The 21884-nt window shown below is 73.7% G+C and carries 18 protein-coding genes and 1 tRNA gene; 3 read left to right on the forward strand and 16 right to left on the reverse strand.

Annotated features, from left to right (window positions below; translation table 11 throughout):
• Positions 1-9: 9 nt before the first annotated feature.
• Positions 10-1143, reverse strand: a complete 1134-nt coding sequence (locus IE245_RS06785) for an alpha/beta hydrolase (protein WP_189945802.1) — start codon at positions 1141-1143, stop codon at positions 10-12.
• A gap of 177 nt (positions 1144-1320) precedes the next feature.
• Between IE245_RS06785 and IE245_RS06790 the strand changes: the two genes are divergently transcribed.
• A complete protein-coding gene (locus IE245_RS06790; RefSeq protein WP_189945803.1) occupies positions 1321-2280 on the forward strand; it encodes an ArsR/SmtB family transcription factor in 960 nt (319 codons plus the stop codon).
• 40 nt (positions 2281-2320) lie between these two features.
• On the opposite strand, the gene IE245_RS06795 is transcribed toward IE245_RS06790, so the two are convergent.
• From IE245_RS06795 to IE245_RS06830, 8 genes are all read right to left on the reverse strand, one after another.
• Positions 2321-2962 carry an IclR family transcriptional regulator gene (locus IE245_RS06795; RefSeq protein ID WP_169084335.1) on the reverse strand — a complete coding sequence of 214 codons (642 nt, stop codon included), beginning with the start codon at positions 2960-2962 and terminating at the stop codon, positions 2321-2323.
• A gap of 418 nt (positions 2963-3380) precedes the next feature.
• Positions 3381-5177, reverse strand: coding sequence for a DEAD/DEAH box helicase (locus IE245_RS06800; protein WP_189945804.1), 1797 nt, complete (start codon positions 5175-5177; stop codon positions 3381-3383).
• A 165-nt stretch (positions 5178-5342) separates the two neighbouring features.
• Positions 5343-5714: a type II toxin-antitoxin system death-on-curing family toxin gene (locus IE245_RS06805; RefSeq protein ID WP_189945805.1), complete on the reverse strand. Its 372-nt coding sequence runs from the start codon at positions 5712-5714 to the stop codon at positions 5343-5345.
• Positions 5711-5908: an Arc family DNA-binding protein gene (locus IE245_RS06810; protein ID WP_189945806.1), complete on the reverse strand. Its 198-nt coding sequence runs from the start codon at positions 5906-5908 to the stop codon at positions 5711-5713. Before IE245_RS06810 ends, IE245_RS06805 begins: the two co-directional genes overlap by 4 nt.
• A 32-nt stretch (positions 5909-5940) precedes the next feature.
• The gene (locus tag IE245_RS06815) at positions 5941-7404 is read right to left on the reverse strand and encodes an MFS transporter (protein WP_189945807.1); all 1464 of its coding nucleotides are present in this window, start codon (positions 7402-7404) and stop codon (positions 5941-5943) included.
• Between the two features lie 71 nt (positions 7405-7475).
• On the reverse strand, positions 7476-8099 hold the full coding sequence (locus IE245_RS06820) for a hypothetical protein (RefSeq protein ID WP_189945808.1): 624 nt from the start codon (positions 8097-8099) through the stop codon (positions 7476-7478).
• A 58-nt stretch (positions 8100-8157) separates the two neighbouring features.
• Positions 8158-10506 carry a hypothetical protein gene (locus IE245_RS06825; RefSeq protein ID WP_189945809.1) on the reverse strand — a complete coding sequence of 783 codons (2349 nt, stop codon included), beginning with the start codon at positions 10504-10506 and terminating at the stop codon, positions 8158-8160.
• Between the two features lie 14 nt (positions 10507-10520).
• Positions 10521-10934, reverse strand: coding sequence for a hypothetical protein (locus IE245_RS06830; protein ID WP_189945810.1), 414 nt, complete (start codon positions 10932-10934; stop codon positions 10521-10523).
• A 309-nt stretch (positions 10935-11243) separates the two neighbouring features.
• On the opposite strand from IE245_RS06830, the gene IE245_RS06835 reads away from it, so the two are divergent.
• Together IE245_RS06835 and IE245_RS06840 are read left to right on the forward strand one after the other, a co-directional pair.
• Positions 11244-11315 (forward strand) — tRNA-Cys (locus IE245_RS06835).
• A gap of 160 nt (positions 11316-11475) precedes the next feature.
• Complete coding sequence (locus tag IE245_RS06840; RefSeq protein WP_189945811.1) at positions 11476-11859, forward strand: hypothetical protein; 384 nt, start codon at positions 11476-11478, stop codon at positions 11857-11859.
• A gap of 224 nt (positions 11860-12083) precedes the next feature.
• Here IE245_RS06840 and IE245_RS06845 read toward each other — a convergent pair whose 3' ends face one another.
• From IE245_RS06845 to IE245_RS06875, 7 genes are all read right to left on the reverse strand, one after another.
• A complete protein-coding gene (locus IE245_RS06845) occupies positions 12084-14408 on the reverse strand; it encodes a xanthine dehydrogenase family protein molybdopterin-binding subunit (protein WP_189945812.1) in 2325 nt (774 codons plus the stop codon).
• Positions 14405-15856 (reverse strand): (2Fe-2S)-binding protein, encoded by a 1452-nt coding sequence (locus tag IE245_RS06850; RefSeq protein WP_229851109.1) that lies wholly within the window; start codon positions 15854-15856, stop codon positions 14405-14407. Before IE245_RS06850 ends, IE245_RS06845 begins: the two co-directional genes overlap by 4 nt.
• Positions 15853-16728 (reverse strand): FAD binding domain-containing protein, encoded by an 876-nt coding sequence (locus IE245_RS06855; RefSeq protein ID WP_189945813.1) that lies wholly within the window; start codon positions 16726-16728, stop codon positions 15853-15855. The genes IE245_RS06850 and IE245_RS06855 overlap by 4 nt, the downstream gene beginning before the upstream one ends.
• Before the next feature lie 295 nt (positions 16729-17023).
• Positions 17024-18667, reverse strand: coding sequence for a beta-N-acetylhexosaminidase (locus IE245_RS06860; protein ID WP_189945814.1), 1644 nt, complete (start codon positions 18665-18667; stop codon positions 17024-17026).
• A 4-nt stretch (positions 18668-18671) separates the two neighbouring features.
• The gene (locus tag IE245_RS06865) at positions 18672-19511 is read right to left on the reverse strand and encodes a carbohydrate ABC transporter permease (protein WP_189945815.1); all 840 of its coding nucleotides are present in this window, start codon (positions 19509-19511) and stop codon (positions 18672-18674) included.
• Positions 19508-20464: a carbohydrate ABC transporter permease gene (locus IE245_RS06870; protein WP_189945816.1), complete on the reverse strand. Its 957-nt coding sequence runs from the start codon at positions 20462-20464 to the stop codon at positions 19508-19510. Before IE245_RS06870 ends, IE245_RS06865 begins: the two co-directional genes overlap by 4 nt.
• The gene (locus tag IE245_RS06875; protein ID WP_189945817.1) at positions 20461-21774 is read right to left on the reverse strand and encodes an extracellular solute-binding protein; all 1314 of its coding nucleotides are present in this window, start codon (positions 21772-21774) and stop codon (positions 20461-20463) included. The genes IE245_RS06870 and IE245_RS06875 overlap by 4 nt, the downstream gene beginning before the upstream one ends.
• Positions 21775-21884 lie beyond the last annotated feature (110 nt).

Consider the following 21884-nt stretch of genomic DNA (forward strand, 5'->3'; position numbering starts at 1 on the left):
GGGCCGGGCTCAGCGGCGGACGCGGCCCGCCTCCCGGCCGGGGAGGCCCCGCAGCTCCCGGCCGAAGAAGCCGCGCAGCTCGCGGCGGACGGCCGCGAAGGACGCCGCCGCGTCGCCCGGGCCGACGAGCCCGTCCCGCACGGCGTCCGGCACGAGCCCGGCGGCGTGCAGCCGGGGGACGATCGCCGCGTGGTCGGTGAGGACCCAGTGGTTCGCGGCGCGCAGGGTGCGGCGCCGGGCCCGCAGGCCCGCCCAGGAGCCTTCGATCCGGCCGGCGCCCTCGAAGCCGTCGGTGCGGAGCAGGAGCAGCGGCCGGTCCCCCGGCCGGGGCTCCGGGTCGAGGTAGCCCTCCAGGTTCGCCACGGCCCGGATCCGGGGGTCGCGGGCGGCGAGCAGGACGGCCGCGGTGCCGCCGGCGGAGTGCCCGAGGATCCCGGTCCGGCGCGGGTCCATGACGGCGGCGTGCGGCAGCTCGGCGAGCCGGTCGAGGACGAGCCGGAGATCGGTGACGCGGGTGTCGACCATGGTGCGGAAGGTCGCCGGGTCCGGCGGCCCGTGGAGCACGGTCTCCCGGACCGTGCCGTCGGGCAGCTCCACCTGGCTCGCCTCGCCGGGGTGGTCGACGAGGACGACGACCGCCCCGTGGCTCGCCAGCTCCTCGGCGAGGCCGGTGCCGAGGGTGCGGGCGTCACCGCCGCCGGGCGTGTACAGCACGACCGGCCGGCGGCCCGGCAGCGGCGGCGCGCCGGCGTGCGCGTGGGTGAGCGTCCCGGCCCAGTCGACCCCGGCGGCCGGCAGCCCCCGCACCAGTGGCGCGAGCGCCCCGAACACGACCGCCTCGCCCGGCGTGAGCTGCGGGGCGCGCGGGAACCCGGTGACGCTCCGGGCCGGGTACACGACCCCGACGACGATCTGCCGGGCCCCGAGCGCCGGGTCCCACGGGTCGGTGCGCGCCGGGTCGGTGAACGCGTGCCGGACGACGCCGACGGGGTACGGCCCGGTCGGCGCGGGCAGGACGGGCACGAGTCCGGCCGAGGCCCGCGCCGGGAGGGCGGGCAGGGCCGCGGAGGAGGCGGCGGCGAGGAGTGCGGCGCCGAGGAAGGTCCGGCGGGAGGGGGCGGGGAGCGGGAAGGTGTCGTTCATGCCGGGCATGCTGCTTGCCGTCCTCGCCCGGGGACGAGCCTTTCGACCGGACCCGAAAGGCTCGCGCGGGAACGGTGATCCGGACGGAAGCGTCTGTCCGGGCGGAAGCGTCCGCCCGGGCCGGAGCGTCCGCCCGGGCGGGTGGCGGACGGTGAGGGCGGCGGACGGTGAGGGGGCGTGGTGCGGGTCCACTTCTCGGTGGAGGACTGGGGGCGGCTGCGGTACGCGCCGCGGCCCTCGCCCCTGCCCGAGCTGCACGCGGCGCTGCTGATGCTCGGCACGCCGCACGAGGCGCTGCTGTTCGGGCGGTGGCGGGCCAGGACGGCGCGGGCCCTGCCGGCCGCGGCGGGGCCGCTGGCGGACCTGGTGCCGGGCGGTTCGGCGCCCGCGTTCCTGGACGTGCTGGGCGAGACCCGGCAGGAGGGGTTCGCCCAGATGCGGGCGGCTCCGCCCGGCCTCGTACGGTCCGAACTGGAGCGGGTGTACGCGGGGCACGGCGGGCCGGCCCCGGCGTGGGTGCGGTCGCTGCACGCGGGCGGGCCGGAGGGCTGGCGGACGCTCGCGGGCGCGCAGCGGGCGGCGTACGAGACGGTCCTGGCCCCGGTGTGGGGGCTGGTGCAGGACCTGCACCGGGCGGAGTTCGCCCGGCACGCGGTGGCCCTTGCGGAGGGCGGGCCCGCGGCGGCGCTGACGGCCCTGGCGCCGGGCTCGGCCTTCGAGGGCGGGGTGTGGACCTGGCCGGCCGGGTCCGGGAGCGGGGACGTACGGCTCGGGGGGCGGGGGCTGGTGCTGCTGCCGACGTTCCACTGGCGGGGCGGGCCGCTGGTGCAGGACCTGCCGGGGCGGCCGGTGGTGCTCGCGTATCCGGCGGGCCCCGGGCTGCCTCCCGTACCGGAGGGAGGCGGCGGCCGGGAGGAACCGCTGGCGGGCGTCCTCGGCCCGACGAGGGCGGCGCTGCTGCGCGCCCTGCCCGCGCCGCGGACGACGACCGAACTGGCCCGGGCCCTGGGGGTGTCGGCGGCCACGGTCTCGGGGCACACGGCGGCCCTCCGCGCGGCCGGGCTGCTGACCACGGCCCGCACGGGCCGGTCGGTCCACCACAGCCGCACGGCGGTGGCGGAGCTGCTGCTCCGCTGAGCCGTGGACGCCGTGGTGGACCCGGTGGGGCGCCGGGCGGTCAGCGCAGCGCGTCCGCCACCTCCCGGGCCGCGTCGACGACGCGGGGGCCGACGCGCTCCGGCACGGCGTCCGCGAGCATGACCACGCCGACGCTGCCCTCGATGCCGGTCACGCCGACGAGCGGCGCCGCCGCCCCGCTCGCGCCGGCCTCCAGCTCGCCGTGGGTGAGGGTGAAGCCGGGCTCGATGAGGGTGCCCTGGCGGGCGGCGAGGATGGCGCGGCCCGCGGCGCCCCGGTCCAGCGGGTGGCGGAAGCCGGCCCGGTAGGCCACGTGGTAGTCCGTCCAGGTGGGCTCGACGACGGCGACGGCGAGCGCCTCCGCCCCGTCGACGAGCGTGAGGTGCGCGGTCGCGCCGATGTCCTCGGCGAGCGAGCGCAGGGCGGGCAGGGCCGCCTCCCGCACCAGCGGATGGACCTGGCGGCCGAGGCGCAGCACGCCGAGGCCGACGCGGGCCCGGCCGCCGAGGTCGCGGCGGACGAGGGCGTGCTGCTCCAGGGTGGCGAGCAGGCGGTAGACCACGGTCCGGTTGACGCCGAGTTTGTTGGACAACTCGGTGACGGTCAGGCCGTGGTCGGTGTCGGCGAGCAGTTTGAGGACTCTGAGTCCCCGGTCGAGCGTCTGGGAGGTCTCCGCGGTCACGACGCCCTCTCCTTCGGAAAGTGAGTGGCGGCGGCTCCCACGGGGTTCGCGGCGCCGGTCCCGTCGGCGACGCACGTCAGAGGCCGCCGGTAGGAAGGGGTACACCGGCTGCGCTCCGCGGCGGCGCTGCCACGGGGCGGTTGCTTTGTGCCGGGACAGTAGCGACCCGCTCCGCTCAGCGGAAGACCTCGTCCAGAATCCGGGCGCGGGCGACCGGATGCGGACGGTTCAGGACTTTCGTCGGCCCTCCTCGGGACTTTGGCTGACAGATGCGGCTATGTCGTGCCCGTAGCGTGGAGGGTGCCGGAAGGCCGTCCGTGGGGGCCGGCCCCGGTGCCGTTCCGCCCTGCGCGGGACGGCGGAGAGGCCCGTACGACCGCCGTCGTACGGGCCTCTCTCACGTCCCGCGCGGGGGGGCTCACCGCATCCGGGTGGCCCACTCCTGGACCTTCTTGATCCGTTCGCGGATCTGGCCGGCGGTGGCCTCGGCGCTCGGCGGGCCGCCGCAGACGCGCCGCAGCTCGGTGTGGATCACGCCGTGCGGCTTGCCGCTCTGGTGGACGTACGCGCCGACCATGGTGTTGAGCTGTTTCCGCAGCTCCAGGAGCTCCTTGTGGGAAACGACGGGCCGCCGCTCGGCCGGAAGCTCCAACAGGTCGGCCTCGGTGTCCGGCTTCTTGCGGCTGTGCGCGATCTGCCGGGCCTGCCGCTTCTGGAGGAGGAGCTGCACCTGGTCGGGTTCGAGGAGGCCGGGGATGCCGAGGTAGTCCTGCTCCTCCTCGCTGCCGGGGTGGGCCTGCATGCCGAACTCGGCGGCGTTGTAGAGGACGCGGTCGAAGACGGCGTCGGACTCCAGCGCCTCGAAGGGCAGCATGTCCTGCTCGCCGGTGTCCTCGTCCTGCTGCTTCTCGGCCTCCGCCAGCTCCTTCTCGGACTCGGCGTACGGGTCCTCGTCCTCGCCCGCCTTCTTCGGCTTGTCGAGGACGTGGTCGCGCTCGACCTCCATCTCGCTGGCGAAGCCGAGGAGGCTGGGGATGGTGGGAAGGAACACGGACGCGGTCTCGCCGCGCCTGCGCGATCGCACGAAGCGGCCGACGGCCTGGGCGAAGAACAGCGGGGTCGAGATCGTCGTCGCGTACACGCCGACGGCGAGGCGGGGCACGTCGACGCCCTCGGACACCATGCGGACGGCGACCATCCAGCGGTCGGTGGACTCGCTGAACTCGTCGATGCGCTCGGAGGCGGCCGCCTCGTCGGAGAGCACGAGGGTCGCCTTGGTGCCGGTGATCTCGCGGATCAGCTTGGCGTAGGCGCGGGCCGAGTCCTGGTCGGAGGCGATGACGAGGCCGCCCGCGTCCGGGATGGACTTCCGCACCTCGGTGAGGCGCTGGTCGGCGGCGCGCAGCACGTTCGGCATCCAGTCGCCGCGCGGGTCGAGCGCGGTGCGCCAGGCCTGCGAGATCGCGTCCTTGGTCATCGGCTCGCCGAGCCGGGCGGCGATCTCGTCGCCGGCCTTGGTGCGCCAGCGCATGTTGCCGCTGTAGGAGAGGAAGATGACCGGCCGGACGACGCCGTCGCCGAGCGCGTTCCCGTACCCGTAGGTGTAGTCGGCGGAGGAGCGGCGGATGCCGTCGTTCCCCTCCTCGTACGTCACGAAGGGGATCGGGTTGGTGTCGGAGCGGAAGGGGGTGCCGGTGAGGGCGAGCCGGCGGGCGGCCGGGTCGAACGCCTCCAGGCAGGCCTCGCCCCAGGACTTCGAGTCACCGGCGTGGTGGATCTCGTCGAGGATGACGAGGGTCTTGCGCTGCTCGCAGCGGTTGCGGTGGAGCATGGGCCGCACGCCGACGCCGGCGTAGGTGAGGGCGACGCCGTCGTACTCCTTGCTGAGCGGCCCGGCGCTGTACTCCGGGTCCAGCTTGATCCCTATCCGCGCCGCGGCGGCCGCCCACTGCTTCTTCAGGTGCTCGGTGGGGGCGACGACGGTGATCTGCTGCACGACGTGGTGGTGCAGCAGCCAGGACGCGAGGGTCAGGGCGAAGGTGGTCTTGCCGGCGCCGGGCGTGGCGACGGCGAGGAAGTCACGGGGCTGTTCCTGGATGTACTTCTCCATCGCGCCCTGCTGCCAGGCTCGCAGCTTGTTGGCGGTGCCCCAGGGGGCACGGCCGGGGAAGGCGGGAGAGAGGTGATGAGAGGAGGTGGCGGTGGTGGTAGTCACGATCTCCGGTCACGGTTCGACGCTCGTCCAGACGCTCGTCCAGATATGACAACCGGGCCACCTTACCGGCGGGATGGGCGGAACCTCGATCGGAACGGTGCGGTCGGCGCTCTGACCTCGGGCCGTGCGGCGCGTCTCACATCCGCCGTGCGGCCCGGCCTCGGTTCAGCGCGCGAACCTCGGGAGCCGCGCGGCGATCTCGGGAACGTCGAGGGCGCCCTGGCAGACGTCGAAGACGAACGCCTCGGCCTCGTCCACGTCGAAGTCCGCGTCGAGCGGGTGCCCGTTCAGGTGCAGGAAGACCCAGGCCGCGTACCAGGCGATGCGCTTGTTGCCGTCCACGAGGCCGTGGTTGCGGGCCAGTGACTCCATGAGGGCGGCCGCCTTCTGCCACACGTCGGGGTAGGCGTCCTGGCCGAACACGCTGGACCGGGGGCGCGCCAGGGCGGAATCGAGCAGTCCGTAGTCCCGCACCTCGTCCGCCCCCAGCCTGGCCGCGAGGTTCAGCAGCTCGGGGAGGGTGAGGTAGTACGTCACGCGAGCCTCCGGTTCAGCTCCCCACTGACCTTCAGCACGTGCTCGGCCGCCTCGTCGAAGAGGCGCGCGTGCTCGTTCACGGCCCGGATCACGGCGTCGTGGGCGAAGGACTGCATGCTGCGCCCCTCGGCCTCGGCCCGCTCGCGCAGCGCGTCCAGCTCTTCCTCGGTGAACCTGACATTCAGACCGGCCATGCTCATACGGTACCGCGTGGTACCACGCGGTGTCACCGGCTTTCCGGTGACGCCCCCCGCAGCCGCGTCGCCACCCACGCCCCCACCAGCGCGGCCCCCGCCATCGGCAGGAAGACGACGGCGAAGGCGGCGGGGTGCGAGGCCCCGGCGGCGGACGAGGAGACGGCGTGCCCGACCGCCCCGCCGCCGAGGGCGGCGAAGGCCGCGCCGCCGCCGGCGAGCAGCAGCACGTTCGACAGGCCGTCGGAGATCTGGAGCGCGGCGGAGTTCGCGCCCGCCTCCTCCGGCGGCGACAGCTTCATCAGCAGCACGCTCGTCGAGGCGATCACCAGGCCCATGCCGAGGCAGCCGAAGCCCCAGGCGATCGCGACGAGCCACACCGGCACGCCCGGCAGCAGCACGGCCGGCACGGTGGCGATCGCGAGAGCGACGAGCAGCATCCCGAGCACGACGAGGCGTTCCCGGTACGGCTCCGTCCACGGCCGCGACTGGATCCAGGAGCCGAGCGCCCAGGTCAGGCCGCCGAGGGCCAGCGACAGCCCGGCGAGCGTGGGACTGACCCCGCGCTGCGTGACGAGCATCAGCGGCACGAAGGACTCCGCCGCGATGAACGACCCGGCGGCCACACCCCGCAGCAGCACCACGGCCGGCAGCCCGCGCGCCGCCCGCACCGTGCCGCGCGGCAGCAGCCCCCGCACGGCGGGCACCAGCAGCGCCGTGCCCGCGGCGGCGGGCAGCAGCGACAGCCAGCGCAGCTCCTGCCCCGCGTACTGGAGCAGCCCGGCGCCCGCCGATATTGCAAGCGCCAGCAGGACCCGGCGCCGGTCCCAGGGCGCGCGCGGCGCCGACGGGTCGGCGGGCCCGGAGGCGATCCGCCGGATCGCCGGCAGCGCGAGCGCCAGCGGCAGCACCACGAGGACGGGGATCCCGACGAAGACCCACCGCCACCCCAGGCGCTCGGTGATCGTCCCGGAGACCAGCGGCCCGACCACCGACGGCACGACCCAGCTCGCGGCGAAGGCCGCCATGATCGCGGGCCGCAGGTGCTCCTCGTACGCCCGGCTGACGATCACGTACAACGCGACGATCACCAGCCCGCCGCCCAGCCCCTGCACGGCCCGCCCGAGGATGAACACCCACATCGCGGTCGCCGTCCCCGACAGCAGCAGCCCCACCGCGAAGGCGCCGATCCCCGCCGTCACCGGCACCAGCGGCCCGTTCCGGTCGGACCACTGCCCCGCGACGACCATCCCGAACAAGCTGGTCGTGAAGTACGCGGAGAACGCGAAGGCGTACACGGACACCCCGTCCAGCTCCCGCGCGGCGACCGGCATCGCCGTCCCGACGGCCGTCGCCTCGAACGCGATGAGCAGCACGACGGACACGATGCCGACGCTGAGCGCCCGATGGGCGGCGTCCAGAACGGAGCCCCGGGGGGCGTCGGGCGGCGTCGGGCCGACGGCTGTCTCGGCATCACGGGGTTCGAGGGCACTCATGGGCCCAGGGTAAGGGCCGTCACCCCCACTGACCCCTGTCGCGCGTCGGATCCCCCGTTCCTCCTTTGGCCCTACGCCCCCTCTTCGGGCCTCGGCTTGAAAACGGGCTTCTCGTCCAGCCCGGCGTCGTCCTCGCATCCGAGCTTCCTCGCCATGGCGAGCGTGACCGAGTGGAGGATCGTGAGGTTGGCCTCGCGGACGGGGACGGTGTCGGGGAGTTCGGAGTCGTTGAAGACGAGCGTTCCCCGGATGCGGGCGGGACGCTTGTCGGATCCTTCGAACCGAGGACTGACACACCTGACGAAGAGGTACGCCTTCTTCGGGCCCGACTGCGCCTCCACTCCCATGTCGTAGGGGTGAAGCCCTCGGGGGTGCACGTCTCCGAAGAGGTCGTCGTCCACGTACAGGCCGAAGCGGAGGTCGACCCTCTCCGCGCCGGTGGGGGGGTTCGCACGGCACACGGGTGGGTTCAGCGTCAGCCCCCGAGCCGTCTTGTAGTCCCTGACCAGCTCGTTCGCACCCCGCTCCAGACCGCCCCGGGGATCGTGCTCGAATCGCTTCGTCTCCAGCACCCTCTCCAGAGCGCGCGCCGCGTCCGGCGACAGCGTGTCATCACACTGCCGCTCGGCCGTGACCCGCTCGGGCTCCGGCTCTTCCGCGGCACCGCACGCGGCGGCGAGAAGACACACGGCCATCCCGGAACCGGCACGCTTCAGCGCCCTCCGCACGGCAGCCCCCGACAGTCCCACGCGATCACCCCGTCTCCGGTCCGGTACCGAACTCTCTGGTGTACCGACCGCCTGTCCCGTAACCGCCCTCGACGGCGTCGATGAGGGCGTTCCTCAGGTCACCGTCCACCTGGTCCCCGCGCAAGCCGATGAAGTGCCTCACCGGAGACTCCGCGCTGTGCAGGCCTGCGAGGTAGGCGGCGGCCTTGGCCTCGTCGACCGTGTCCTCCGTGGCGTCCTTGTGCTTCTCGACGGACTTCTCGGACCAGTCTCCGACCACCACCCCCGCGAGGGTCTCCATCGCACCGGATCCCGTGTCGACGGCGAGCGGGACGAGGATCGCGGCGGCTCCCGCGGCTGCGGCGGTGGCCGGCACGAAGGCGACGCCCGCCGCGATGGCGGCGGTCGCTCCGAACTGCACCCACGCGCCGCGCTCTTCCTGGGCCTTCTCGTAGTCCTCCTGGAGCTTCACCCCCTCCGCCTCGATCTGCGCCGCACGAGCCTCGACCAACAACCCTTGAACCTTGGCCCCCGTTCTTACGGCGTCGACGGCGCCCGGCCCGTCGATCCGCCCGGTGGAACCGACCTGCGCCTCCAGCATGCTCGCCATGTAGAGACGGTTCGCTGTGGACATGGAGGCGTACGCATCGGGATGCTGCCCCAAGAGGCTGATGAACTTGGTGGCGTTCTCCCTGCCGAACTCCGGATGTCGGGCCGCGAGGTCTGCGCTTTCCTGAAGCGACTTGCCCCGGTGTTCCGGCGCGTGGGAAGACCTCGGATCATTCTCGGTCAGTGCCCAGCTGAGGTCGTCGATGTATCCGGCGCCCATGTTGCCCAGGCTGTCCGTGAGGGCCGACTGGTGCTTCTTGACCAGTTCGGCGTCATCGCCGTACTTCTCCACGACATCTGTCATGACCTGGGCCGTGGTCGCGTCCCTGTGGAGCCCCGCGCCGGGATCGTCCCAGGCGTGCCCGAGCGTTGCCGCCTCCAGGGCGTGCCCCAGCGCGTCCGGCATGTACTCCTTGGCCTTCGCGGCGTCGTCCCCGGTGACGTGGTCCGAGAAGGACGTGTACTTCTCGCTGGCGAAGTAGTCGAGGTACTTCGTGACGTTCGTACCGTCCTTGCCCTTCCCCAGGTCCAGCGTCCCCCCGGCACTCCCGTCCCGCCCGTACGCCGTCGGCTCGGCCGAGAAGAACTGCTTCGCCGCCTCCGGGCTGTGCCCCAGTGCCTCCAGCATCGGGATCACCGGGTCGTAGCCGTGACCGTTGACCCCGGACGGGTTGCACGAGCCCTGGGACCGGGCGCCCGTCATCATGCGGTCGGGCTTGAAGAGGTCGGGTTCCTTGGCGTGGAGCTGGGTGACGTGCTCGGCGATCGGGACGAGGAACTTCGGGTGGTAGTCGCCGTGGCGCAGGATGCCGCCGAGCAGCTGGTAGCCGTAGGGGCCGGTGCCGTCGGGGCGCGAGGGGAGCGGAACCCTCTCCGTGCCGAGCCTCCGCATCTCGGCGGACCACTCCTTGGCCCAGCCGTCGTCGCCGCGCGTGGCGTTCGCGAGGTTGAGGCCCAGGTTCTTCTGGAGGGCCTGGACGTCCGCCAGGCGCTCCTCGTCCTTCCCGGTGTCGGTCGCGAGTTCGCCGAAGAACTCCAGCGCGCCCTTCGTCCCGAGCCTGTCGTAGAAGGTGCGGGAGAACTCCCCCGCCTTCCGGTTGTCGGCGAGCAGTTCGTTGAGCTGCTCCAGTTCCGCGTGCGTGAGGTCCCGGCCCTTGCGGGCCAGCGCGACGGCCCGATCGGCCTCCTCGGCGTCGAGGCCGGCGTACTTCGGCGCGCTGAAGTCGTGCGCGTCGCCGGTGATGTTGGCGCGCAGGGCGTTCGCGCAGGCCACATCGGCGTCGTCGCAGCGTTCGACGGCGGCCTCGATGCGTGCCGACATGGAGGCGACCCTGGCCCGTTCCTGGCGCACGGCGAGGTCGAAGTCCGGATCGTTGCGGGCGGTCGGGTCCTCGACCACCGGATGGCGGACTTCCACCGTTCCGTCGGCCTTCACGACGAGTCCCTGCGCCGGGGCCTCGACCTCGACGATCTTCTTCAACTCGTCGCGAGCCTGCGCGAACGTCTCGTAGCCGTCCTTCAGTACCTTGTGGATGCCGTCCGCCGCCTTCGCCGCGTCCGCGAACTCCTTGGCGGTCTTGTCGATGAACGGCTTCGTCACCTCGGCGTTCAGGCCCCGCCAGTCCTCCGCCCTGGTCTGGTCGACCATCGTCCGGCGGGCGTCCTCGGCGAGCGCGTCCAGCTTGCGCTTCATCTCGGACCAGCGGTCCGCCGCGTCCTTCATCCGGCCGAGCGGCGCCCGGTAGACGCCGTCGAAGGTCAGCACGGTCGCTCCGCCCCCTACGTGAAGTAGTCGTTGATCTTGGACACGGACAGGGACGTACCGACCTCGACGTCGTCCTTCGCGTGCGAGGCCACGCTGTAGTCGAGGTGGTTGGAGATGTGCGCGACCGCGTGCAGCAGGGTGCGGAGCTGGAAGCCCCAGGTCTCCTGGACCGTCGACAGGGCCGCTCCCGTCCGGAACCCGTTGCCGGACAGCGCGGTCGCCGCCTCGTAGCTGTCCATCCGCGCGTGGTTGCCGTCCTTCGCCAGCCGCCCGTGCAGCTCGTACGCGGCGTGGCCGATCGCGCCGAGATGGTCCTGCTTCACGGAGAGGTCGACGCCGGGGCTCCAGCGCCCCGGGTCGGCCGGCGCCCGGTTGAGCCGCATCGCGGCGGTGCCCTTCGCCGCGGCCCACTCGTCCTCGAACGACACGCCGTCCCCCCGTCCATCAGTGATGGCCCCGGAGTTTACGCACGCACACGAGGACGCACAGACGTACGCGTCGAAATCCGGCCGCGCGCGGAAACCCTGCCCTCCACACTCCAGCAGGGCTTTCCCCAGACGTGCCCAAACGTTTACTCCTGCTATCGGCCACCCACCACGGCCCCGAGTCCATCAGGTCCGCTCCTCGTTCTGTGAACGGCGTGTGGCGGCGGCATTGCAGTCCCGTGGCACAGTCCCGGTCCCCCTTGAGCGCCCTCCCCCGGGCTCCTAACGTCGTCGTTGTCGCCACACCGACACGACCGTGTGCCCGAGTGGTTCAGGGGCTCGTCTGCAAAGCGAGTGACGTCGGTTCGAATCCGACCACGGTCTCCGGAAGCAGAGCCCCACGCCCGTACGTACGGGCGTGAGGCTCTGTCCGTCTGTCCGTCTGTCCGCCTGTCCGCCTGTCCGTCTGTCGGTCTGTCCGTCTGTCCGACGTCAGGGGGAGACCGCTTCCCAGGTCCCGTGCCCGTGTGTCACAGTCCGCCGCATGGATGATCGAGTCAGACGCAGGGTGGGCACCCTCGTGGGTGTCGGGCTGGCCGGGGGGCTGCTTCCCGGAGTCACGATGGGGGCGGAGACGGTCGACGTCCTGCTCTCCGTGATGATCACGACGATGGTCATGGTGGTGCTCACCCAGCTCGTGTTCATCGGGCCCTCGGGGCGGGTGCCGGTGCGGATGCTGCTCGTGTTCGGGGGGCTGGGGTTCCTTCAGGACGCGCTGATCTGGTGGTTGCTGTCCTGGCTGGCGCCGAAGATCTCGGCGATGCACGTCGAGGGGTGGGGGACGATCCTGCTGGCCGCGCTGCTCACCCGCACCGCCGTGGTCGCCGCCTCGCAGCTGACCTCCCGGACGGAGATCGCGGCGGACTGACGGCCGCGCCGCCTGTCGGTGCGGAACGCGTCCACCGGCGAGGAGGCGCGGGCGGTGGACGGCGCCGAGACCGCGCTGCTCCTCGCCGTCGGGGAAGGACCGGGTCTGGACCTATGGACGGGAGAACCCGGGACCCTGGGCGGTGGCCGCCGCCGGGAACCGGGTCTTCCTCATCGGCCGGGGCGGGATCGTGGCGATGCCCACCGCCTGACCCCGCGGGTGCCCTACGGCGCCGCCACCGCCGCCTGGGGGCGGATCGGCAGGCGGTTGACCGGGCGGCCGGTCGCCGCGCGGACGGCTGCCGCGACCGCCGCCGGTGACGTGACGACGGGGACGGCGCTGGCCGCCTTCGCCCCGAAGGGGGCGACGACGTCCCGCTCCTCCACCAGTTTGACGATGCGGATGTCGGGGGCGTCCAGGGAGGTCGGCAGGGCGTAGCCGGTGAGGTCGGGGTGGCGGACCAGGCCCCGGGCGGTGCGCAGGTTCTCGGTGAGGGCCGCGCCGACGCCCTGGGTGACGCCGGCCTCGATGCGGGTGGCGAGCTGGGCGGGGTTGAGGATCCGGCCGACGTCCTGGGCGACGGCCATCTCCACGACGCGGACGGCGCCGAGTTCGATGTCGACGTCCACGACGGCGCGGATCGCGCAGAAGGCGAGGCCGACGAAGGCGTCGCCCTGGCCGGACTCGTCGAGCGGCTCGGTGGGGTGCGGGCGGCACTGGGCGGTGGCCCAGAGCTCCTTGCCGTTCATCTCCTCGGCGACGGTGGTCGAGAGGACGCCGTCGTACGAGGTGATCTTGCCGTCGCTGATCTGGAGCAGCTCCGTCGACATGCCGAACTTGTGGGCCAGCGGCTGGAGGAGCTGGGTGCGGACCATCTTGGCGGCGCGTTCGACGGCGCCGCCGGAGACCCAGGTGTGCCGGCCGTGGGTGGCGGCGCCGGCCGGGGGCTGGTCGGTGTCGACGGGGGCGACGTGGACCTCGTCGACGCCGAGGGTCTCCTGGACGATCTGGCGGGCGAGGGTGGAGAAGCCCGAACCGGTGTCGACGGCCGAGCAGATGACCGTGGCGACGCCGTCGAGGACCCGGACGGTGGCGGTGGAGACCTCGTCGGTGCCCTCGGCGCCGAGCATGTGCACCATGCCGAGCGCGTAGCCCACGCCCCGCCGCACGGCGCCGGGTTCGCCCGCGCCCTCCGGGCCTCCGGGCAGCAGCCAGTCCTCCTCCGGGGTGTCCTTGGGGAGGGCGGGGAGGGGGAAGTCGCGTACGGCGGCGAGGAGTTCGGCCACCGGGGCCGGGCAGGTGACGGTCTGGCCGGTGGGCAGCAGGTCGCCGGTGGCCATGACGTTCCGCATGCGCAGCTCGGCCGGGTCGATGCCGAGGCGGCCGGCGAGCTTGTCCATCTGCGCCTCGTACGCGGCGCACACCTGCATCGCGCCCTCGCCGCGGACGTGGCCGGAGGGCGGGTTGTTGGTGCGGACGGCCCAGCCCTCGACGAAGGCGTGCGGGACGACGTACGGGCCGCAGGCGAAGGCGACGGCGGCGGCCAGGGACTCCGAGGAGGAGTCGGCGTAGGCGCCGGCGTCGAGGAGGATCTGCGCCTCGACCTTCACCAGGCGGCCCTCGGCGTCGGCGTGGTGACGGTAGCGCAGCAGGGTGGGGTGCCGGTGGGCGTGGCCGAGGAAGGACTCCTCGCGGGTGGCGGTGAGCTTCACCGGGCAGCCGGTGCGCAGCGCGAGCAGGCCGAGCGGGATCTGGAAGCCGGGGTCCTCGCGGTCGCCGGTGGCGCCGGGCACGCCGGTGACGACGACCTTGACCTGGTCGGGCGTGAGCCCGAAGCAGGCGGCGGCGAGGTCGCGGTCGGTGTGCGGGTCGGTGGAGGCGGTGTACAGCTCGACGCCGCCGTCGGGGCGGGGCACGGCGAGTCCGGCCTCGGCGCCGATGGGGGCGGGGTCCTGGCGGCCGACCCGGTAGAGGCCCTCGACGACGACCTCGCCGGTGGCCTCGGGGTCGCCGAAGGAGAGCGGGATGTGCCGGATCAGGTTGCCGTCGGGGTGGAGGGGTTCGGCGGCGAACGCCTTCTCCGGGTCGGTGACGGGCTCCAGGAGCTCGTACTCGACGACGATGGCGGCGGTGGCGAGCCGGGCGGTGTCCGGGTGGTCGGCGGCGATGGCGGCGATCGCCTCGCCGTGGTGGCGGACCAGTCCGTCGGCGAAGACGGGCCGGTCGGCGACGCGCCGGCCGTAGGTGGCCGCGCCGGGCACGTCGGCGGCCGTCACCACGGCCCGGACGCCGGGCATGGCCTCGGCGGCGGAGGTGTCGACCGAGACGATCCGGGCGTGGGCGTGCGGGGAGCGCAGGATCGCGGCCCACAGCAGGCCCTCGGCCCACAGGTCGGAGGCGTACGGGAAGGTGCCCTCGGCCTTGGCCCGCGCGTCGGCCTGCGGGAGGGAGGCGCCGAGCCCCTGGCGCGGGGCCTCGGCCTCCGGCGCGGCCCCGGCGGCCTCCGCGAAGGGGAGGGCGGGGATGGCGGTCGTCGCGTCGCTGCTCACGCCGAGCCTCCGTCGTGCTGGTGCGGGATACGGGCGGGGGCGTCGTCCTCGCTCGCGGTGGCGTGCTCGGCGGCGGTGGCGGCGCGCTCGGCGACGACGTCCTCGACGGCCTGGAGCACGCCCTTGTAGCCGGAGCAGCGGCAGAGGTTGCCGGCGAGGGCCTGGCGGGTCTCCAGCGGGGTGGGGGCGTGGTTGCCCTCCAGCAGGTCGTGCACGGTCATGCACATGCCCGGGATGCAGAAGCCGCACTGGACGGTGCCGCAGCGGGAGAGCGCCCGCTGCACGTCGGACGGCTCGCCGTCGACGGCGAGCCCCTCGACGGTCCGCACCTCGGAGCCGGCGGCGGTCGCGGCCGGCACCAGGCAGGAGGCGACGAGCCGCCCGTCCACCTGGACGTTGCACGCCCCGCACTCGCCCTGCGAGCAGCCGTCCTTGGCCCCGGCGAGGCCGAGCCGCTCGCGGAGCACGTAGAGCAGCGACTCGCCGATCCAGGAGTCGGTGACGGGCCGGTCGGCGCCGTTGACCCGCAGCACGTAGGAGGTGTGCGGGTGCTCGTCGCTGTCGACGGAGGTGTACGAGGGCACCGCCGCGTCCGGCACGGGCGCGGCCGCCTCGACGACCGCCTCCGGCTCCGCGGCGGGCTCCTCGACGGCCTCGGCCGCGGGCGCGTCGACGGGCGCGGGCTCGGGGCCCGGCTCCGGCTCGGGCGCCGCCTCTTCGGCGAGCTCGGGCTCGGGTTCCGGCACGGCCTCGGGTTCCGGCACGGCCTCGGACACCGGATCCAGCGCGGCCTCGGCCTCGGTGACGGTGACGGGCTCCGCCACCGCGTCCGGCACCGCCCACGGCGCCCGGGCGCCGCCCGGCAGGGTCGGCGGGGCCTGCTCGTACGAGACGGGCTCGGGCACGACCGGCTCGGCCGGGAACTCCCCGAGCTCCTCCGCCGGGAACTCCCGGACCGCTTCCGCCGGGAACGCCTGAACCCCTTCCGCTGGGAACTCCTGGAGCCCCTCCGCCGGGAACGTCTGAACCCCTTCCGCCGGGAACTCCTGGAGACCCTCCGCCGGGGCCGCCCACTGCCCCGTCGCGCCGAAGTGCCACTCCGCCGTCGCGTGCGGGTCGTGCCCCATGTACGGCCGGGCGGCCGGCGCGCCCGCGCCGTCCTCGCCGTAGCCGTGCGGCAGCGACTCCGGCCGCGGCTCCGGCTCGGGCGCGAAGAACTCCACGCCCTCGGCCGGCGGCTGCGCCAGCGGCTGGAGCGGCAGGATCATCGGCGGCGTGTAGCCGTGGCCCGGGGCCTCCAGGGGGATGCCGTCCAGCATGAACTCCGGCGGCAGCTGCACGAAGGCGGTCGCGCCCTCGTCGTACCCCTCGCTCTGCGGGATCGGCTCCCAGCCGCCCGGCGCGGCGGGTGCCACGGTCTCGTTCGGCTCGTTGTTGCCGGTGTTCACGACAGGGCCCTCCCCAGTGCCCGGCGGGCGAGAGTGGCGACGGTGCGCCGCAGGTGCAGGACGGCGGGCGACAGCTGTTCCCCGCCCGGCGGGTCGGGGACGCAGGCGGCGGCCACGTACTCGCCGAAGGCGGTCAGCGCCTCCGGGGCGAGCGCCCGGTCGTTGTCCCAGTCGACCAGGGAGGCGATCCAGCGCTCGGCCTCCAGCGGGCGCAGCGGCATCGGGGCGACCGCGCCGACGGCGCAGCGGACGCCGCGCCGGGCCGGGTCGAGGACGACGGCGACGGAGGCGGAGGCGCGGGCCGGGCCGGTGCGTCCGGTGGCCTTGAGGAAGACCTGCGGGGCGTGCAGCAGCGGCACCCGGACGAAGGCGACGAGCTCGCCGGGGGCGAGGAGGTCGCGGCCGGCGAGGAGGTGCGAGACGGGGATCTCGCGGCTGCCGAGCGGGCCGACGACGACGAGGTCGGCCTCCAGGGCGGCGAGCACGGGCAGCGAGTCGCCGGTGGGGGCGGCCGTGACCACGTTGCCGCCGAGGGTGCCGGCGTTGCGGATCTGCGGCGGTCCGGCCGCGCGGGAGGCGGCGGCGAGGGCCGGGATGAGGGCGGCGAAGTCGGGGCGGCCCATGCGGGCGTGGGTGAGGCCGGCGCCGAGGAGGGCGTGGCCGTCCTGGTACTGCCAGCCGCGGATCTCGTTGATGCGGCCGAGGCCGACGAGTCCGGCGGGGCGGAGCTGGCCGCGGTTGACGGCGGCCATGAGGTCGGTGCCGCCGGCGACGGGGACGGCCGCCGGCATGGCGGTCAGCGCGGCCACGGCCTCGTCGAGCGAGGCGGGCAGCGTCACGGACTGCGCCGTCTGTGGTGCGTGCGTGGTCAACCCGCTGCCCCTTCCCGGTTGTCCCGGTCCGTCCCCGACTGTGCCCGGCCGCCGCGCGTGCGAGCGGGCGCACGGCGCGCCTGTGTGTGGGCGTACCGTACGTGCTCACAGGCCGGACGTGGCAACTCTGGCACATCTTCCGGGCCGTCCGGAGTGAGGGGCCGCGCGGGACCCTTCGCCCGGGGCACCCGGCACGCCCGGGTTGTCCGCGGACTTCCCGGACGTGCCGGACGTCCTGACAGAGAAGGTAACTCCCGTTTCGACGCTCCCGGGTGACCCCGGGAGGCGAGCTGGCTCACACGATCGGGGGCGGCCCGTCGATCGGGCGGCCGAGCAGACCGGGGCGGCGCTGCCAGGGGGCGGGCCCGGCGGGCGGGCGGTAGGCGACGCCGAGGGCGTCGAGGCGCCGGTAGTGGGTCTCCATGCGGCGCAGGAAGCCCGCCGTGTCGCGCTCGTCGGGGGCGGGCAGCGCCGACCAGGCGACCTCGGCGAAGGCGGCGAGGCGGGGGAAGACCTGGTAGTCGACGCGGTCGCGGTCCTCCATCACCTCGGTCCACACGTTGGCCTGGGTGCCGAGGACGTGCCGGGCGGCCGCCTCGGAGAGACCGGGCGGAACGGGCTCGAAGCGGTACACGTCGGTCAGTGTGCGTACGAAGCCGATCGGAACGGGCTCGTCGGCGCCGCCGTCCTGCCGGTGGTCGAGGTAGACCTGCTGCTCGGGGCACATGACGACGTCGTGCCCGGCCTCGGCGGCGGCGATCCCGCCGCCGTAGCCGCGCCAGGAGGAGACGGCGGCGCCCTCGGCGAGGCCCCCTTCCAGGATCTCGTCCCAGCCGATGAGGCGGCGGCCCCGGTCGGCGAGCCAGCGGTCGAAGTGGCGGATGAACCAGGACTGGAGCCCGTCCTCGTCGCCCACGCCGAGCTCCGCGATGCGGGCCTGCGCGGCCGGGGACTCCTTCCACTGGTCCTTGGGGCACTCGTCGCCGCCGACGTGGACGAAGGTGCCCGGGAACAGCTCCAGGACCTCCTCGAAGACGCCCTCGTAGAAGCGGAGCACCTCCTCGGTGGGGGCGAGGACGTTCGGGTTCACGCCCCAGGTGTCCCAGACGGCGAGGGCGGCGGTGTCGACGACGTCGGTGTTGCCGAGCCAGGGGTACGCGGCGATGGCGGCCTGCGAGTGGCCGGGGAGGTCGATCTCCGGGACGACGGTGATGTGCCGCTCGGCGGCGTAGGCGACGATCTCGCGGATGTCGTCCTGCGTGTAGTAACCGCCGTGCGGGGTGTCGTCCCAGAGCGGCGAGGCGCGGTGGCCGCGCTTGGAGCGGGCCCGCCAGGCGCCGACCTCGGTGAGGCGCGGGTGCCGCCGGATCTCGATCCGCCAGCCCTGGTCGTCGGTCAGGTGGAAGTGGAAGACGTTCAGCTTGTGCGCGGCCATCAGGTCGAGCAGCCGCAGCACGTCCTCCTTGGCGGTGAAGTGCCGGGCCACGTCGAGGAGGAGGCCGCGCCAGCCGAAGCGGGGGCGGTCGGCGACGGTCACGTACGGCAGGTCCCAGTCCGCGCCGGGCCGGACGGGCGCCCGCCGGTACGCGTCGGGGCCGAGGAGCTGGCGCAGGGTCTGGGCGCCCCAGAAGAGCCCGGCGGGACCGCCGCCGTCGAGGGTGACGGCGGCCTCCGGGTCCTCGGTGGAGAGGCGGTAGCCCTCGGGGCCGTACGCCTCCTCCGTCTCCGGGGAGAGCCGCAGCCGGATGGCGTGCGGGCCGGTGCCGTCGGCGAAGGGGAGGCCGGTGGCGGCGCCGAGGACGGCACGCAGCCAGCGGGCGGTGGCCTCGGTGCCGGGTCCGGCGTCCAGGGTGGTCCGCTCGTCGAGGGAGAGGGAGCCGGGGGCGCCTCCCTCCGTCCGGGCCGTCAGGGGTGCGGGGACGAGGTCCGTGTCTGCCATCGTGTCAGTCCTTCACCGCCCCGCCCAGTCCGGAGACCAGGCGGCGCTGTACGAGTACGAAGAAGACGAGCACCGGGACCGTCATCACGGTCGACCCGGCCATGATTCCTCCCCAGTCGTTCTCGTCGGGCTTGAAGAAGACCAGCAGCGCCATCGGGAGAGTGGACTGCGAGGTGTCGCTGATGAGGAACGACTTGGCGAAGAGGAAGTCGTTCCAGGTCGAGATGAACGAGAAGACGCTGGTCGCCACGAGCCCGGGCAGGACCAGCGGGAAGAGGATCGTCCACAGGAAGCGGGCGTGGCTCGCGCCGTCGATCCTGGCCTGTTCCTCCAGCGCCTCCGGCACGGCGCGGACGAAGCCGCGCAGCATCCAGATCGCGAAGGGCAGCGAGAAGGCGAGGTGCGGGAGGACGAGCGAGCCGAGGGTGTTGAGGAGTCCGGCGTCGCGCATGAGGAAGAAGAGCGGGATGGTCAGCGCCTCGACCGGCACCATCTGCGCGACCAGGAACATGACCAGGATCGTGGTGCGGAAGCGGAAGCGGAAGCGGGTGACGGCGGTCGCCGCGAGGAAGGCGACGACGGCGGAGGCGAGGACGACGGCGGTCGCCACGAGGAGGCTGTTGAGGAAGTAGCGGCCGAAGTCCTGCTGCTCGAAGACCCTCCGGAAGGAGTCGAGGGACGGGGAGAGGGTCCAGGGCCGGGGCTCGGTCGACTGGATCTCCCCGGCCGGCTTGAACGCCGAGAGCACCATCCAGTACAGCGGGAAGGCGACGACGACGGCGGTCAGGAGGGCCGCCGCCTCGGCCAGCAGCCGCCCGGGACGGCGGACGCGGAAAGCGGTCACAGGTCCTCCCCCTGGCGGCGGAGGACCCGCAGGTACACCAGGGTGACCGCGAGCAGGATCAGCAGCATGACGACGCCGATGGCGGCGCCCAGGCTGTACTGGGAGGAGGCGAAGGCCTGCTGGTAGGCGTAGACGTTGAGGACGAGGTTCTGGCCGGCGATGCCGCCTCCGTTGGTCATGACGTAGATCTGGGTGAAGACCTTGAAGTCCCAGATGACGGACTGGATGGTGACGACGGCGAGGATCGGGCGGAGCAGTGGCGCGGTCACGGTGCGCCAGATCCGCCACTGGGAGGCGCCGTCGAGGGCCGCGGCCTCCAGGATCTCGGTGGGGACGGCCCGGATCCCGGCGTAGACGGTGACCATCACGAAGGGGAACGAGCACCAGACGACTTCGAGGAGGACGAGCGCGAAGGCGCTGTACCGCCCGTAGGTCCAGGAGAAGTCGCCGAGGCCGAGGAGTTTGTTGACGGGGCCGAAGTCGGCGTCGAAGAGGAAGACCCAGACGGTGGAGCCGGTGACGGCGGGGGTGGCCCAGGCGCCGAGCGCGGCGAGCATGAGGGCGAGCCGGGGCAGCGCCCGGACGCGGGTGAGGAGGACGGCGAGGGCGCAGCCGACGGCGAGGGTGCCGGCCACGCAGGCGGCGGCGAAGACGACGGTGGCGAGCAGGACCTGACGGAACTGCGGGTCGGTGAAGAGGGCCGTGTAGTTGCCGAGGCCCTGGAAGGAGGTGGGTTCGCCGCCGCTGACCTGGGCCTGGGTGTACTCCAGGAAGGAGATGAGGCCCAGCTGGTAGACGGGGTAGACGAGGAGGGCGCCGAGGACGGCGAGGGCGGGCAGGAGGTAGAGCCAGGGGGTCCAGGCGGAGGTTCCGGTGCGGGAGGTGCCGGTGGGGGTCGCGCCGGTCCTGCCGGTACGGCTCCGGGGCCGGCGTTCGGTGAGGGTGGCCGTCATCCGGCTCGGCCCGCCTCGGCGAAGGCCGCGTCCATCTTCTCGGCGGCGTCGCCGGCGGCGGTCCGCACGTTCTTCCGGCCGCTGGCGATCTCCTGGAGCATCGTGGGGACGACGAGCGAGGAGTCGATGCGGCCCCAGGCGGCGGTGGCGGGCACGAACTTGGTGCCGGCGGCGAGGGTGTCGATGAAGGGCTTCACGAAGGGCTTGCGTCCGGCGGCGGCGGCGCGGACGTCGGTGAAGGTGGGCAGGAAGCCCATGGCGTCGAAGAGCGCGGCCTGGCTCTCCTTGCCGGCGAGTTCCTTGGTGAGTTCGACGGCGAGGGTGCGGTGGGAGGTGGACCTGAGGACGCCGATGTTGTTGCCGCCGGCGAAGGCGGGGGCGATGGAGCCGGGGGTGGTGCCGGGCAGCGGGACGACGGCGTACTTGCCCTTGACCTGTCCGGCCTCGACGGCGGCGTGGCTGAAGTCGCCGACGATGGCCATGCCGGCCTTGCCGGCGGCGAAGGCGGTGACGGTGGCGTTGCCGCCCATCTGGGCGCAGGTGGCGGCGGGGCAGTTGTCGTCGCCGAGGAGCGAGGTGTAGGCGGTGAGGCCCCGGACGGCGGCGTCGGAGTCGAGGGCGGCCTTGTAGGCGCCGGAGCCGTCCTGGGTGGCGAGGTCGCCGCCGGCGGCCCAGACGAAGGGGAGGGCGCCGTAGGTGTAGGCGCCGCCGACGGCGATGCCGTACATCTCGGGCCTGGCCTTGCGGATCTTCCGGGCGGTCGCGGCGAGTTCGTCCTGGCTCTTGGGGGCGGCGAGGCCGAGCTCCCGGAAGACGTCGGTGCGGTAGTAGAGGGCGCGGACGCCGACGAAGAGCGGGGCGCCGTAGACCTTGCCGCCGACGGTGACGGACTCCCGGGCGGTGGGGTCGGTGTCCTTCGCCTGGTCCCAGGCGGTGAACTCGGCGGTGATGTCGGCGAGTCCGCCGTCCTTCACGTATCCGGCGGTGTCGGTGTTGCCGTACTCGATGACGTCGGGGGCGGACCCGGGGTCGTTGAAGGCCGCCTTGACGCGCTGGGCGCGGGTCTCGACGGGGATGTACTCGACCTCGACGTCGGCGCCGGGGTGCTTCTTCTCGAAGGCGGCGACGGCCGCGTCGACCACCTTCTCCTTGGGCTGGTTGGCGACCTCCTGGAAGAGCCAGACGCGCAGGGTGCCGGTCTTCTCGTCCCCGCCGGCGGCGGGGGCGGAGGTCTGGGGGGCGCAGGCGGCCAGGACGAGGGCGGCGAGCGGCAGGGCGACGGGGGCGGTGATCCGGGCAGGAAGCTTCATGGCGGTTCCCCTCCGAGCGTGCGTTGCAACATACGCAACGGGCGTTTCGTGCTGCACAACAACAGCGGTGAGGTTAGGCGCGCCCGGCGATCACGACAAGAGGTCTCGAC

The sequence above is a fragment of the Streptomyces roseolus genome (assembly GCF_014649855.1).
Lineage (GTDB): Bacteria > Actinomycetota > Actinomycetes > Streptomycetales > Streptomycetaceae > Streptomyces > Streptomyces roseolus.

Coding starts and splice junctions, on each gene's coding strand:
- IE245_RS06840 (WP_189945811.1), top strand. CDS start 11,476: ATGGATGATCGAGTCAGACGCAGGGTGGGCACCCTCGTGGGTGTCGGG.
- IE245_RS06860 (WP_189945814.1), bottom strand. CDS start 18,667: ATGGCAGACACGGACCTCGTCCCCGCACCCCTGACGGCCCGGACGGAG.
- IE245_RS06810 (WP_189945806.1), bottom strand. CDS start 5,908: ATGGCCGGTCTGAATGTCAGGTTCACCGAGGAAGAGCTGGACGCGCTG.
- IE245_RS06785 (WP_189945802.1), bottom strand. CDS start 1,143: ATGAACGACACCTTCCCGCTCCCCGCCCCCTCCCGCCGGACCTTCCTC.
- IE245_RS06875 (WP_189945817.1), bottom strand. CDS start 21,774: ATGAAGCTTCCTGCCCGGATCACCGCCCCCGTCGCCCTGCCGCTCGCC.
- IE245_RS06815 (WP_189945807.1), bottom strand. CDS start 7,404: ATGAGTGCCCTCGAACCCCGTGATGCCGAGACAGCCGTCGGCCCGACG.
- IE245_RS06870 (WP_189945816.1), bottom strand. CDS start 20,464: ATGACGGCCACCCTCACCGAACGCCGGCCCCGGAGCCGTACCGGCAGG.
- IE245_RS06820 (WP_189945808.1), bottom strand. CDS start 8,099: ATGGCCGTGTGTCTTCTCGCCGCCGCGTGCGGTGCCGCGGAAGAGCCG.